General features: G+C 76.2%; 15 protein-coding genes, 1 pseudogene and 1 riboswitch. Of the genes and pseudogenes, 3 read left to right on the top strand and 13 right to left on the bottom strand.

Features of this window, described 5'->3' with window-relative positions; translation table 11 throughout:
- The first annotated feature begins 15 nt into the window (after positions 1–15).
- Positions 16–1,251, top strand: a complete 1,236-nt coding sequence (locus IG69_RS0111480) for an MFS transporter (RefSeq protein WP_036829870.1) — start codon at positions 16–18, stop codon at positions 1,249–1,251.
- Here IG69_RS0111480 and IG69_RS0111475 read toward each other — a convergent pair whose 3' ends face one another.
- The 12 genes and pseudogenes from IG69_RS0111475 to IG69_RS0111425 all read right to left on the bottom strand — a co-directional run bounded on the left by IG69_RS0111475 (position 1,252) and on the right by IG69_RS0111425 (position 10,184).
- Positions 1,252–1,692: a PH domain-containing protein gene (locus IG69_RS0111475; protein ID WP_030528310.1), complete on the bottom strand. Its 441-nt coding sequence runs from the start codon at positions 1,690–1,692 to the stop codon at positions 1,252–1,254. It lies immediately after the preceding gene.
- Positions 1,693–1,706: 14 nt separating this feature from the next.
- Positions 1,707–2,552, bottom strand: coding sequence for an ATP phosphoribosyltransferase (hisG, locus tag IG69_RS0111470; protein ID WP_030528309.1), 846 nt, complete (start codon positions 2,550–2,552; stop codon positions 1,707–1,709).
- A 47-nt stretch (positions 2,553–2,599) separates the two neighbouring features.
- Positions 2,600–2,863: a phosphoribosyl-ATP diphosphatase gene (locus IG69_RS0111465; RefSeq protein WP_030528308.1), complete on the bottom strand. Its 264-nt coding sequence runs from the start codon at positions 2,861–2,863 to the stop codon at positions 2,600–2,602.
- A 43-nt stretch (positions 2,864–2,906) separates the two neighbouring features.
- Positions 2,907–3,674 (bottom strand): nicotinamide riboside transporter PnuC, encoded by a 768-nt coding sequence (gene pnuC, locus IG69_RS0111460; protein WP_051750470.1) that lies wholly within the window; start codon positions 3,672–3,674, stop codon positions 2,907–2,909.
- A complete protein-coding gene (gene ribH, locus IG69_RS0111455) occupies positions 3,671–4,177 on the bottom strand; it encodes a 6,7-dimethyl-8-ribityllumazine synthase (RefSeq protein WP_051750469.1) in 507 nt (168 codons plus the stop codon). The genes pnuC and ribH overlap by 4 nt, the downstream gene beginning before the upstream one ends.
- Positions 4,174–4,896, bottom strand: coding sequence for a GTP cyclohydrolase II (gene ribA, locus IG69_RS23285; protein ID WP_425414807.1), 723 nt, complete (start codon positions 4,894–4,896; stop codon positions 4,174–4,176). The genes ribH and ribA overlap by 4 nt, the downstream gene beginning before the upstream one ends.
- A pseudogene (gene ribB / locus IG69_RS23280) lies at positions 4,876–5,355 on the bottom strand (3,4-dihydroxy-2-butanone-4-phosphate synthase); the annotation flags it as partial. The gene ribA and the pseudogene ribB, both read right to left, overlap by 21 nt.
- Positions 5,356–5,429: 74 nt before the next feature.
- Positions 5,430–6,044, bottom strand: a complete 615-nt coding sequence (locus IG69_RS0111445) for a riboflavin synthase (RefSeq protein WP_030528304.1) — start codon at positions 6,042–6,044, stop codon at positions 5,430–5,432.
- A 2-nt stretch (positions 6,045–6,046) separates the two neighbouring features.
- Positions 6,047–7,057, bottom strand: a complete 1,011-nt coding sequence (ribD, locus tag IG69_RS0111440; RefSeq protein WP_030528303.1) for a bifunctional diaminohydroxyphosphoribosylaminopyrimidine deaminase/5-amino-6-(5-phosphoribosylamino)uracil reductase RibD — start codon at positions 7,055–7,057, stop codon at positions 6,047–6,049.
- A 118-nt stretch (positions 7,058–7,175) separates the two neighbouring features.
- Positions 7,176–7,306: riboswitch (FMN riboswitch) on the bottom strand.
- Positions 7,307–7,375: 69 nt separating this feature from the next.
- Positions 7,376–7,987 carry a pentapeptide repeat-containing protein gene (locus IG69_RS0111435; protein ID WP_051750468.1) on the bottom strand — a complete coding sequence of 204 codons (612 nt, stop codon included), beginning with the start codon at positions 7,985–7,987 and terminating at the stop codon, positions 7,376–7,378.
- Between the two features lie 2 nt (positions 7,988–7,989).
- Positions 7,990–8,646 carry a ribulose-phosphate 3-epimerase gene (gene rpe, locus IG69_RS0111430; RefSeq protein ID WP_030528301.1) on the bottom strand — a complete coding sequence of 219 codons (657 nt, stop codon included), beginning with the start codon at positions 8,644–8,646 and terminating at the stop codon, positions 7,990–7,992.
- A gap of 47 nt (positions 8,647–8,693) precedes the next feature.
- Positions 8,694–10,184, bottom strand: coding sequence for an RsmB/NOP family class I SAM-dependent RNA methyltransferase (locus IG69_RS0111425; RefSeq protein ID WP_030528300.1), 1,491 nt, complete (start codon positions 10,182–10,184; stop codon positions 8,694–8,696).
- 71 nt (positions 10,185–10,255) lie between these two features.
- Between IG69_RS0111425 and IG69_RS0111420 the strand changes: the two genes are divergently transcribed.
- Together IG69_RS0111420 and IG69_RS0111415 are read left to right on the top strand one after the other, a co-directional pair.
- Positions 10,256–11,062, top strand: coding sequence for a DinB family protein (locus IG69_RS0111420; protein WP_030528299.1), 807 nt, complete (start codon positions 10,256–10,258; stop codon positions 11,060–11,062).
- Complete coding sequence (locus tag IG69_RS0111415; protein ID WP_036829867.1) at positions 11,059–11,745, top strand: maleylpyruvate isomerase mycothiol-dependent enzyme family protein; 687 nt, start codon at positions 11,059–11,061, stop codon at positions 11,743–11,745. Before IG69_RS0111420 ends, IG69_RS0111415 begins: the two co-directional genes overlap by 4 nt.
- 14 nt (positions 11,746–11,759) lie before the next feature.
- Here IG69_RS0111415 and fmt read toward each other — a convergent pair whose 3' ends face one another.
- Positions 11,760–12,695, bottom strand: a complete 936-nt coding sequence (gene fmt / locus IG69_RS0111410) for a methionyl-tRNA formyltransferase (protein ID WP_030528297.1) — start codon at positions 12,693–12,695, stop codon at positions 11,760–11,762.
- Between the last annotated feature and the right edge of the window lie 23 nt (positions 12,696–12,718).

Genomic DNA, 12,718 nt, shown 5'->3' with positions numbered 1-12,718 from the left:
CGCGGTGAGTGCCTCGTGACCACCCCCGCCCGCCCCACGACCTCGACGCCGCCCTGGCTCGTCGTCACCGCGCTCGTGCTCGTCGCCGCGAACCTGCGCACCCTCATGGCGAGCCTGCCGCCGCTCGCCGAGACCGTCCGCGACGACCTCGGCCTCTCGGGCGCGGCGATGGGCGTCCTCACGACCCTGCCGGTGCTCTGCATGGGCCTGCTCGCGCCGGTCGCCAACGTCCTGGCGCGCCGGGTCGGCCCGGGGGTCGCGGTCGGCCACGGGGTCGGGCTGGTGCTCGTCGGGCTCGTCGTGCGCGGCGTCGGCGGCGGGCAGACGTGGTCGCTCTACGCCGGCACGCTCGTCGCCGGCGCCGGCATCGCGGTGGCCGGCACGCTGCTGCCGGGAATCGTCAAGAGCGTCTTCCCCGCCCACCGGTCGGGCCTCGGCACCGGCCTGACGATGATGGCGATGATGGGCGCCGCCGCCGTCGCCTCGGCCGTCGCCGTGCCGCTGTCCGGCGCATTCGGTGGCTGGGCGGGCTCCCTGCTCGCGTGGGCGCCGCTGGCCGCCCTGGCGGGCCTGGTGTGGGTGCCGCTGGCGCGTCGCTCCGCGCGACGGGCGGCCGCGCCCGCCGACCCCGACGCCGAGGCCGTCACGCACCGGCTCCCGTGGCGCAGCGTGACCGCCTGGACGCTCGCGGCCTACCTGACCTTCCAGTCGTGGCAGTTCTACTCGTCGCTGGCCTGGCTCGCGCCGACCTACGAGTCCCACGGGTGGAGCGCCGGCGACGCCGGGCTGCTCATGTCCGTCTTCACCGGCGCGCAGCTGGTCAGCGGCCTCGTCGCGCCGACCCTGCTCGACCGCGTCCACGACCCGCGGTGGCTGCTCGCCGGGGCGACCCTCCTCGGCGGCGTCGGCGAGACCGGCGTCTGGCTCGCGCCGGACGCCTTCGCCTGGGGCTGGGCCCTGCTCATCGGCGCCGGCCAGGGGGCGTGCTTCGCGCTCGGCCTCGGCCTGCTCGTCCGGTACTCGGTCACCCCGCGCGACAGCGCACGCCTGACCGCGATGGCCTTCCTCGTCAGCTACTCGCTCGCCTCGCTCGGGCCCGCCACGATGGGCGCGGTCCGTGACGCCTCGGGCGGGTTCACGCTGCTCTGGGCGCTGCTCGCGCTCATGGCCCTCCCCCAGCTCCTGGCGCTCGGCCGGCTGCGGCCCACCGCCGCGCGGGTGGGGTCCGAGCGGGAGGGCGTCGCCGTGTGATCAGCCGCGGCGGCGGGCCCGGACGAGCTCGAGCAGGCGCGCGGCCTCGGCGCGGCCGCGCTCGCCGTCGACGCGCTGCACGGCCATGACCGCGACGACGTCGGTGTCGACGAGCTCGAGGCTGACCCAGGGGTCGCCGTCGACGAAGCGCACCGCCTCGATCTCGTCCCAGCCGACGGTGCGGGTCAACATGAGGTTGCGCACCGTCAGCCCGGCCTCGCCGGGGGTCGCGCGGATGGCGGCGTAGCGCGCGAGGAACGCGGCGACGGCGACGCCGAAGACGACGAGGGCCAGCTGGTCGCCGAGCCCCCACTGGCCCGCGACGCCCATCCCGACGGCGACGGCCGTGCAGATGAGCACGAAGACGCCGGCGACGGCGAGCGGCACGACGCGCCCGCGCCGGGGCCGGAAGGGGGCGTCGGGGGCGGGGGCGTCGGTCACGGTCGGCACCCGGGTCAGAGCCGGCAGGCCGTGATGTCGGTGACGAGGATGGCGCGGGCGCCGAGGTCGTACAGCTCGTCCATCACGGCGTTCGTGCCGATCCGAGGCACCATCGCGCGGACGGCGCACCAGTCGCGGTTCTGCAGCGGCGACACGGTCGGGCTCTCGAGGCCGGGGGTGACGGCACAGGCGCGGTCGACGAGGTCCGCCGGCACGTCGTAGTCGAGCATCACGTAGTGGCGGGCCGTGACGACGCCCAGCAGTCGCCGGCGCAGGACCTCGATGCCGGCGGTCTCCTCGCTGCCCTCGCGCCGGACCAGCACGGCCTCGCTGCGCAGGATCGGCTCGCCGAAGACCTCCAGGCCCTGGCTGCGCAGGGTCGCGCCGGTCTCGACGACGTCGGCGATGACGTCGGCGACCCCGAGGGTGATCGCGGTCTCGACGGCACCGTCGAGGCGCACGACCGAGGCCTCGACGCCCTGGTCGGCGAGGTGCTTCTCGACGAGGCCGGAGTAGCTCGTCGCGATGCGGCGGCCGGCGAGCCCGGCGACGTCGGTCGCGGTGTTCGGGCGCGCGGCCCAGCGGAAGGTGGAGGCACCGAAGCCGAGCGGCATCACCTCGACCGCCGCGGAGGCGGAGTCGAGGAGCAGGTCGCGGCCGGTGATGCCGCAGTCGACCGTGCCGGAGCCGACGTAGACGGCGATGTCGCGCGGGCGGAGGTAGAACAGCTCGATCCCGTTGTCGACGTCGGTGACGACGAGCTCCTTGGTGTCGCGGCGGGTGCGGTACCCGGCCTCGCGGAGCATGGCGGCCGACGGGTCGGCGAGGGATCCCTTGTTGGGGACGGCGATACGCAGCATGGGGGTCTTCCTGGGGTGGGGCGTCGACGAGCGGCGGGGAGGCCGGCTCAGAGGTGCTTGTACACGTCGTCGAGGGAGAGGTCGGCGGCGAGCATGAGCACCTGGAGGTGGTACAGCAGCTGGCTGACCTCCTCGGCGGTGCGCTCGCGCCCCTCGTGCTCGGCGGCCATCCAGACCTCGGCCGCCTCCTCGACGATCTTCTTGCCGATGGCATGGACGCCGGCGTCCAGCTCCGCGACCGTCCCCGAGCCCTCGGGGCGGGTGCGGGCCTTCTCGGCGAGCTCGGCGTACAGCGCGTCGAACGTCTTCACGGGCACCAGCGTACGGGGGTGCGGAGGGCCGCCCGACCGCCGGTCAGGCGACGGGCGCCACGACGTCGTCGTGGGAGGCCGCCTCACCCGCCGCGCGGGTCACCCGTACCCACTGCGAGAAGCCGTAGAGGACGAACATCCCGTAGAAGACGTACATGACGGAGGTCGGTACGTACCCGGTCGCGAAGCCGAGCGGCACCCCGACGAGGTCGACGCCGATCCAGGCCAGCCAGAACTCGTTCCAGCCGCGGGCCATCGCGTAGGTCGCGACGACGGAGCCGACGAAGATCCACGCGTCGCACCAGGAGAACCACCAGGCCGGCGTGTAGTACGGGTTGGGGTTGGCGTCGAGGATCGCCTGGAAGACCTGGTGCACGAGCACCGTGCCCAGGAGCCAGCCGGCGACGACGACGGCCCGCTCGCGGGCCGTCATCCAGCGCGGGTCGACCGCCGGGGCCCCTCCCCCGCCGCGCCGGCGGCGCAGGGCGGCCCACGTCACCCAGCCGTAGACGCTGACGACGATGAAGAACACCTGGCGCCCGGCCTGCCCGAGCAGCGGGATCCGCTGGTCGGCCCCGACCAGCGCGCCGAGGTAGACGAAGAAGAGGATGACGTTGGCGACGATGCCGACCGGCCACGCCCAGACGGCGCGACGCATCCCGAACCACGCCGAGACGATGCCGATGAGCACGCCGAGGACCTCGAGGTAGTGCAGCTGGTAGGTGCCGATCGGGATGCTCGCGTCGAGCAGCTGCTGGAAGAGGTTCGGGCCCGGCTGGGCCGCGGCGGCGAGGAGGGGCACGGTCGTCATCCGTCCTGTCGGTCGGCGGTGGGCAGCGGCGCACGCGCGCCGAGGTCGCGGAGGGTGACCGCGGTGGCGACGGCGGCGACGGCCGCCTCGTGGCCCTTGTCCTCGCGGGAGCCGGGCAGCCCGGCGCGGTCGAGGGCCTGGGCGTCGTCGTCGCAGGTCAGGACCCCGAACCCGACCGGCACGCCGGTGCGCACGGCGACGTCGGTCAGCCCGGCCGTCGCGCTCCGGCAGACGTAGTCGAAGTGCGGCGTGCCGCCGCGGACGACGACCCCGAGGGCGACGAGGGCGTCGTGCGCGGGGGCGAGGCGAGCGCACGCCACGCTCAGCTCGACGGTGCCGGGGACGCGGACGACGAGGGGGTCCTCGACGCCGCACTCGGCCAGGCCGCGGCGAGCGCCGTCGAGGAGGCCGTCCATCACCGTGTCGTGCCACGACGCGGCGACGACCGCGACCCGCAGGCCGCGCCCGTCCGCCGCGACGCTCGGGGACCCTGCTCCGCTCATGCCGTGCTCCTCGGGTTCTCTCGGGGGTCGTGGGCGTCGACGACGAGGTCGTGGCCCATCCGGTCGCGCTTGGTGCGCAGGTATTCGCTGTTCGTCGGCAGCGGCGTCGTGCGCAGCCGCTCGACGGCCGGGACCTCGATGCCGTGGGCGCGCAGGCCCTCGACCTTGGCCGGGTTGTTCGTGAGCAGCCGGACAGCGTCGACGCCGAGGTCGGTGAGGACGCCGGCGGCCACCGTGTAGTCGCGGGCGTCGACGGGCAGTCCGAGCTCGAGCTGGGCGTCGACGGTGTCGAGCCCGCGGTCCTGCAGCTCGTAGGCGCGCAGCTTGGCCGCGAGCCCGACCCCCCGGCCCTCGTGGCCGCGCAGGTAGACGACGAGCCCGCCCTCGGCGCCGACGCGCTCGAGCGCACGGTCCAGCTGCGGGCCGCAGTCGCAGCGCTGCGAGCCGAGGACGTCGCCGGTCAGGCACTCGGAGTGGACCCGCGTCAGCACCGGGCCGGTGCCGAGACCCAGCGGGCTGACGAGCGCCAGGTGCTCCTCCTCCGTGATGTCGTCGCGGTAGGCCAGCGCCCGGAAGCGGCCGTGCGGCGTCGGGACGACGGTGTCGGCGACCCGGACGACGCGGTCGTGGCGCTGGCGCCAGGCGACGAGGTCGGCGATGGCGAGCACCGGCAGGTCGTACCGCGCACCGAGGGCGAGCACGCCGTCGAGGCGGGTCATCGTGCCGTCGTCCTCGACGAGCTCGCCGATGACCCCCACCGGCTCCAGCCCCGCGAGCCGGCAGAGGTCGACGGTCGCCTCGGTGTGCCCGGGCCGGACGAGCACGCCGCCCGCGCGGGCGCGCAGCGGCACGACGTGCCCGGGCCGGCGCAGGTCGGCCGGCGTCGAGGCCGGGTCGGCGAGGACGCGCACCGTCCGGGTGCGGTCGGCGGCCGAGATGCCCGTCGTCACGCCGACCGCGGCGTCGACCGTCACGGTGTAGGCGGTCCCGAGCGGGTCGGCGTTGTCGCGGACCATGAGCGGCAGGCCGAGCCGGTCGGCCCTCGCCTCGGGCATCGGCGCGCACAGGTAGCCCGAGCTGTGGCGCACCGCCCACGCCGTCCAGGACGGGTCGAGCGTCTCGGCGGCGAGGACGACGTCGCCCTCGTTCTCGCGGTTGGCGTCGTCGACGACGAGCACCGGCCGGCCGGTGCGCAGGGCGTCGAGGGCCTCCTCGACCGAGGCGAGGGTCGGCGCGGGACCGGGGCCGGCGCTCACGGGGCCACCTCCGTGGGGGCGAACCGGGTGGCCAGCAGCCGCTCGACGTACTTGGCGAGGACGTCGACCTCGAGGTTGACGGGGTCGCCGACCCCCTTGTGCCCCAGCGTGGTCAGGTCGAGCGTGGTCGGGATGAGCGAGACCGAGAACGAGCCGTCCGTCACGTCGACGACGGTGAGGGACACCCCGTCGACCGTGATCGACCCCTTCTCGACGAGGTAGGGCGCGAGGGCGGCCGGCAGCCCGAACCGCACGACCTCCCAGCGCTCGCCCGGCTCGCGGGCGGTGATCGTCGTCGTGCCGTCGACGTGGCCTTGGACGACGTGCCCGCCGAACCGGGACGAGGCGGCCATCGCCCGCTCGAGGTTGACCCGGTCGCCCGGGGCGAGCGCGCCGAGGCTCGAGCGGTGGAGGGTCTCGGCCATGACGTCGACGGTGAACTCACCGTCGACGTGCTCGACGACGGTGAGGCACACGCCGTTGACGGCGATCGAGGCGCCGTGCGTCGCGTCCTCGGTGACGAGGGGGCCGCGGAGGGTGAGCCGGGCGGAGTCGGCGCCCCGGTCCAGGGCGACGACGGTGCCGAGCTCCTCGACGATTCCGGTGAACACGGTCAGCTCCTCAGCGGTCGGGCGGTGATGCGGACGTCGCCACCGAGCACGGTGACGTCGGTGGTCTCGAGGCGCAGGGCGTCCCCGATCGAGCTGCCCCCGAGGTTGCCGACGACGGGGTGGCCGCCGCCGAGCAGGGCCGGGGCGAGGTAGGCGACGACCTCGTCGACGACACCGGCCCGCAGGAAGGCGGCGGCGAGGGTCGGCCCGCCCTCGAGCAGGACGTGGTGGACGCCGCGCGCGTGGACGGCCGCCAGGGCGGCGGCGGGGTCGTGCGTCGGGACGTGCAGGGTCTCGGCGACGCCGTCGGCGAGCCGGGCGCCGCCCGGCAGGTCGCGCTTGCCGACGACGACGCGCAGGGGCTGGCGGCCGACGGTGCGGCCCTCGGCGTCGCGGACGGTGAGGGCGGGGTCGTCGGCCAGGGCCGTGCCGGTGCCGACGAGGACCGCGCCGCAGCGGGCGCGCAGGGCGTGGACGTCGGCGCGGGCGGCCTCCCCGGTGACCCAGCGGCTCGAGCCGTCGGCGGCGGCCGAGCGCCCGTCGAGGGTGGCGGCGGCCTTCCACGTGACGAAGGGACGACCGGTGCGCCGGGTGTGCAACCAAGTGCGGTTGACCGCCTCGGCGTCCTCGGCGAGGACGCCGGCCTGCACCGCGACCCCGGCGGCCGCGAGCCGCTCGGCCCCACCGGCGGCCTCGGCGGACGGGTCGGGCACCGCGTGGACGACCCGGGCCACCCCGGCGTCGAGGAGGGCGCGCGAGCACGGGCCGGTGCGCCCGGTGTGGTCGCACGGCTCGAGCGTGACGTAGGCGGTGCCGCCGCGGGCGGCGGCCCCGGCCTGGGCGAGCGCGTCGACCTCCGCGTGCGGCGTGCCGGCGCCGCGGTGGTGGCCGACGCCGACGACCTCGCCGTCGCGGTCGGTGACGACGCAGCCGACACGGGGGTTGGGGTCGGCCTCGGGCCCGCGCACGGCGGCATCGAGCGCCCGGCGCATCAGCGCGGTGTCTCGCTCCACGGTGTCCGTCCTCGTGCCTCGAACCGGTCTCGGTCGGGCTCCGGGTGGACGGGTCGACGGCTCGCGCACACCTCGGTGCGCGGTCACGGCGACCGCCGACGGGACACTGCTCCCGTCGACACGTGCTGCCTCCCATCCGGACTCTCACCGTCGGTCGCGGAGTTTCACCGCGTCAACCGGCCGCTGGCTGCGGTCGGGTCGTGGACTGTCACCACCGGTTCGGAATTGCACCGACCCCGGAGCACGTATGCGGCCATTATGCGCCCTCGCCCCGTCGGCCGCCACGAGGTCCGGTGTGACGTCCCGCGCACGGACGGGTCAGCCCTCGACGACAAGCCCCAGCGCGCGGAGGATGCCGCCGGCCGCGACCGCGTCGACGCGCAGGCCGCGGACCCGGTTCTCGGTCGGGTCGACCACGTAGCCGGAGGCCCCGACGAGGTCGGCCTCCCGCAGGTCGGTTCCGGCGAAGGTCGCGCCGGCGAGGTCGGACCCGGTGAAGGTCGCGCGGCGCAGGTCGGCACCGGCGAGGTCGACCTCCCGCATCGAGCAGTCCACGAACCGCGACCCCGCGGCGGCGGCGTCACGGAACGAGCCGAGGTCGAGCCGGCACCGCTCGAGGTCCCACGGCCGCGTCGAGAGCGGTGCGGGCGCCGCCCGGGCCCAGACGACGCCGAGGGCCTTGCACTCGACGAACCGGCAGTCGGTGAAGCGCGAGCCGTCGAGGACGGCCATCGAGAGGTCGCACCCGGTGAACGTGCAGTCGGTGAAGGTGCAGTCCCGCAGGACGGCCCGCTCGAGCACCGCCCCGGTCAGGCGGCAGCCCTCGAGCTCGGCGCCGGCCAGAACCTCGCCGGGAGCGAGCCCCTCGGTCAGGTCGAGGTCGGCAGCGAAGCCGTCCTCCTGCGCGAGGCGCCCGGCGAGGGAGGGCACGCTCAGTGCCGGTGCTTCTCGGCCAGGGCGCGCAGCTCGGCGACGGCGTCGGCGGCGGAGTCCTTGCCGTAGACGGCCGACCCGGCGACGAACACGTCGGCCCCGGCCTCGGCGCACTGCTCGATCGTGCTCGCGGACACGCCGCCGTCGACCTGCACCCAGATCTCGCCACCGCGCCGGCGCACCGCCTCGCGGACCTGGCGGACCTTGGGCATCTGGTCGGCCATGAAGGACTGGCCGCCGAACCCGGGCTCGACGGTCATGACGAGGACCATGTCGACCTCGGCGAGCAGGTCCTCGTAGGGGGCGAAGTCGGTGCCCGGCTTGACCGCGAAGGCGGCGCGGGCGCCGGCGGCGCGGATGGCGCGGGCCGTGGCGACGGGGTCGGTGGCTGCCTCGACGTGGAAGGTCACCGACTGCGCCCCGGCCTCGGCGTACCCCGGCGCCCAGCGGTCGGGGTCCTCGATCATCAGGTGGCAGTCGAGCGGGACCGGCGAGACCTTGAGCAGCGCCTCGACGACCGGCGGGCCGAGGGTGAGGTTGGGGACGAAGTGGTTGTCCATGACGTCGACGTGCGCCCAGTCGGCCGTGGCGATCGCCTCGAGCTCGGACTGGAGGTTGGCGAAGTCGGCCGAGAGGATCGAGGGCGAGATCTGCACGCCCGCCACCCTAGCGAGGTCGTTCGGCGGTCCGGGCGCAGCCGGGCTCAGGCCTCCGGCCGCTTGCGCAGGAGGGCGAGGAACATCGCGTCGGTCCCGTGCACGTGCGGCCACAGCTGCACGTACGGGCCGTCGCCGAGCTCGGCCAGCTGCTCGCCGGCGGCGTCGCGCACGAACGGACGGGCGTCGAGGACCTCGACGTCGTCGCGCTTCTTGAGCACGTCGCCGACGACGAACCGTGTCTCGGCCACGTGCGGGCTGCACGTCGCGTAGGCGACGACCCCACCGGGCGCGACGGCGTCGAGCGCCGACGCGAGGAGCGCGCGCTGCAGCGGTCCGAGGGAGGCGAGGTCGGCCGGCGTGCGCCTCCAGCGCGCCTCGGCCCGGCGGCGCAGCGCACCGAGCCCGGTGCACGGCGCGTCGACGAGCACCCTCGCGTAAGAAGCGGGTTCGTCCTCGCCGATCTCGCGGCCGTCGGCGGTGCGGACCTCGACGGAGCGTCCGGCGTCCTCGGCACGCTGGCCGAGGGCGGCGAGGCTCGAGCGCACGAGGTCGGCCCGGTGCTCGCTGACCTCGACGGCCGTGAGGTCCGCGCCGCGCTGTAGCGCCAGGGCCCCGAGCACGCCGGCCTTGCCACCGGGGCCGGCGCACAGGTCGAGCCAGCGGGCCGGGGCGTCGTCGGGCACGTCGACCGCGGCCAGCGCGAGCGCGAGGTGCTGCGACCCCTCGTCCTGCACCGCGGCCCGACCGTCGCGCACCGCGGCGATGCGGCCCGGGTCCCCGCCGTGGAGCACCGCGCCGATGGGCGAACCGAGGCTGGCCTCGGCGTCGGCGTCCTCGAGCAGCTCCTCGACGGTCGCGAGCCCGGGGCGCGCGACGAGGTGCACGACCGGCGGGACGTTGTCGGCGGCGAGGAGGGCGTCGAGCTCGGCGTCGACCGTCTCGGGCGTCGCGCGACCGTGCCCGAGGAGGGCGGCGCGCAGGGCCTTGACGACCCACTCGGGGTGCGAGTGGCGCACCGCGAGCGCGGCGCTCCCGCCGTCGCGCGGGGCGACCTCCTCGACCCACTCCTCGAGCGGGCGCTCCCCCACCCGGCGCAAGACCGCGTTGACGAGGCCGCCCGCCCCCTGGCTCGCGACGCTGCGGGCGAGCCCGACGGTCTGGTCGGCCGCGGCGTGCGGCGCGACGCGCATCCCGAGCATCTGGTGCACGCCGATGCGCAGGACGTCGAGGACCGCCGGGTCGAGCCGCTCCACCGGGCGACCGGCGGCCACCTCGATCACCTTGTCGTACAGGCCCTGCCAGCGCAGCGTCCCGAACGCCAGCTCGGTCGTGAAGGCGGCGTCGCGCCCCTCGAGCCGGCGACGGCGGAGGATCTGCGGCAGCTCGAGGTTGGCGTAGGCGCCGTCGGCGACCGCCCGCAGGAGGGTGTAGGCGGCGAAGCGGGTGGGCTCGGCGGCGCGGGTGCGCTGCGCGGGGGCGGTCCGGGAGCGCTGCCGCGGCCCGCGGCCGTGGGGGCGGGTGGGTCGGTCGGGCACCGCAGCAGGCTACCGGCGGCCGGTCGGGACAGCGGACGCCCCTCGTCCGCATCCACCCCTAGCGTGGGCCCATGGACACCGTGGACCACGAGGGCCTCGACCTCTCCGGGACGAGCGCGCGGCGCGTCGACCTGAGCGGCGCCACCGCCGAGCAGGTCCGCCTGCGAGGGGCGCGGCTGCGCTCCGCCGACCTCTCCGGGATGCTCCTGCGCGACGTCCTGCTCGCCGACGTGCGGGTCCGGGGCGCTTACGTGGAGGGCCTGGAGGTGAGCGGCGAGATCGGCCGGCTCGTCGTCAACGGGGTCGACGTCGCCCCGCTCGTCGTCGCCGAGCTCGACCGGACCGCACGGGGGCACGCCGACATCCGGCCGACGGACGCCGACGGCTTCCGGCACGCCTGGGACGTCCTCGAGGACCTGTGGGCCGGGACGGTCGAGCGGGCCCGCCGTCTCGACCCCGCCCTCCTGCACGAGCGCGTCGACGGCGAGTGGTCGTTCGTCGACACGCTGCGCCATCTCGCGTTCGCGACGGAGTGCTGGCTGCTGCGCGCTGTCCAGGGCGACCCGGCGCCCTGGGACCCGCTCTCCCTGCCCTGGGAGGAGGCTCCGGACACCGACGCGTTCACCGCCGACCGGGACGCCCGGCCCGACCTCGAGGTGGCGCTCGCGCTGCGCCGTGACCGTGCCGACCGGGTCCGGGCGCACCTCGCCACACTCGGCGACGACGACCTCGCCCGCGACACGGTGCCCGTCGACGCGCCGGGCTGGCCCGAGCCGGAGGCCTTCCCGGTGCGCGAGTGCCTGCTGACCATCCTCACCGAGGAGTGGTGGCACCGGCGCTACGCCGAGCGCGACCTCGCGGCACTGGAGGCCCGATGACCACCGGGACCACCGACCCGGCGGTCGCGGCCTGGCGCGAGGCGCACGAGCGCGTCTGCGCCCTCGTGCTCGCGGCCGGCGACGACCGGATGGAGGTCCGCGTCCCCGCCACGCCCGCTTGGAGCGCCCGCGACCTGCTCTCGCACATGGTCGGCCTCGGCGCCGACGTGCTCGACGGCAACGAGCCGGACGACCACGGCGAGGAGTGGACGGCCGCCCAGGTGGAGGCGCGCCGGGGCCGCCACGTCAGCACACTCGTCGACGAGTGGCGTTCCCTCGCACCGGGCCTCGTGCAGTGGATGACGGCCCACGGCACGCGGCCGCTCGGTGACGTCGTCATCCACGAGCAGGACCTGCGCGGTGCGCTCGGCGAGCCGGGCGGCCGCTCGGGCGCAGGCGTCGAGATCGTCCTCGACCGGATGCTCGGCCGCGTCGCGCAGGCCGGCGACGGCCTGCCCCCGCTCGGGCTCGACGACGGCACCCGCGTCCGCGTCACGTCCGGGCGACCGGAGGACGCCGCGGTCCTCCTGCGCGCCGACACCGTCGACCTCCTCCGGGCCGTCACCGCGCGCCGGACGGCCGACGAGGTGCGCGCCCTCGTCGTCCGGGGTGACGTCACCCCCTGGCTGCCCGCCCTCGCCGGGCTCGGGCCGCTGCCGGAGCAGCCCCTGCCGGGTGGCTGAGGCCGCCCGGGCCGTCAGCCCAGCCGCTCCCCCGGCGCGATCCGCACGCCGCGGGCCCAGTCGGCGGCGGCCATCGCGCGCTTGCCCTGGGGACGCACCTCGCCGAGCACGACCGGGCCGGAGGCGGTGCCCACGAGGAGGGCGCGCTTGGTGGCGTGCAGCTCGCCCGCCGCGAGCGCCGGGAGGTCCGGCGGCAGGTCGGCGGTGGCGAACGGGCCGATGCCGAGCCGCTCGTCCCGGAAGGTGCTCCAGGCGCCGGGGTTCGGCGTGGCGCCGCGCACCTGCCGGTCGACGAGGTGGGCGGGGAGCGACCAGCGGACCTCGCACTCGGCCACCGTGAGCTTGGGGGCGTGGCTGACGCCGTCGTCGGGCTGGGGCACGCCGCGCAGGGAGCCGTCCTCCAGGCCGTCCATCGTCGCGACGAGCAGCCCGGCGCCGATGCCGGCGAGCCGCTCGAGGAGCGTCCCCGCGGTGTCGGTGGGGCGCACCGGCTCCGTCACCGTCCCCAGCACCGGCCCGGTGTCGAGGCCCTCCTCGATGACGAACGTGCTGGCGCCGGTCACCTCGTCCCCGGCCATGACGGCGCGCTGCACCGGCGCGGCGCCACGCCACGCGGGCAGCAGCGAGAAGTGGAGGTTGACCCAGCCGTGCCGCGGTACGTCGAGAGCCGGCCGGGGCAGGAGCGCGCCGTAGGCCACGACCGGGCAGCAGTCGGGGGCGATCTCGCGCAGCCGGTCGAGGAAGTCGGGGTCTCCGGGGCGCGCCGGGGTCAGCACCTCGAGGCCGTGCTCGAGCGCGACCTCCTTGACCGGTGACGGGTGCAGCGTCCGGCCCCGGCCCGCGCGGGCGTCCGGGCGGGTCACGACGGCGGCCACCTCGTGGCGCGAGGCGAGCAGCGCCCGCAGCGACGGGACGGCGGTGTCGGGGGTTCCGGCGAGGACGAGGCGCACCCGGCGAGTCTAGGAGGGCCGGT

This window comes from Phycicoccus jejuensis (genome assembly GCF_000720925.1).
GTDB classification, from domain to species: Bacteria; Actinomycetota; Actinomycetes; order Actinomycetales; family Dermatophilaceae; genus Phycicoccus; species Phycicoccus jejuensis.
Note: the sequence above shows the minus strand (reverse complement) of the source record. Positions and strands in the feature narration are given on the sequence as shown.

Bases quoted from the DNA above. Each gene is read 5' to 3' on its own strand.
- hisG (WP_030528309.1), bottom strand. From the start codon at position 2,552: ATGCTGCGTATCGCCGTCCCCAACAAGGGATCCCTCGCCGACCCGTCG.
- pnuC (WP_051750470.1), bottom strand. From the start codon at position 3,674: ATGACGACCGTGCCCCTCCTCGCCGCCGCGGCCCAGCCGGGCCCGAAC.
- ribH (WP_051750469.1), bottom strand. From the start codon at position 4,177: ATGAGCGGAGCAGGGTCCCCGAGCGTCGCGGCGGACGGGCGCGGCCTG.
- ribA (WP_425414807.1), bottom strand. From the start codon at position 4,896: ATGACCCGCCTCGACGGCGTGCTCGCCCTCGGTGCGCGGTACGACCTG.
- IG69_RS0111420 (WP_030528299.1), top strand. From the start codon at position 10,256: ATGGACACCGTGGACCACGAGGGCCTCGACCTCTCCGGGACGAGCGCG.
- IG69_RS0111415 (WP_036829867.1), top strand. From the start codon at position 11,059: ATGACCACCGGGACCACCGACCCGGCGGTCGCGGCCTGGCGCGAGGCG.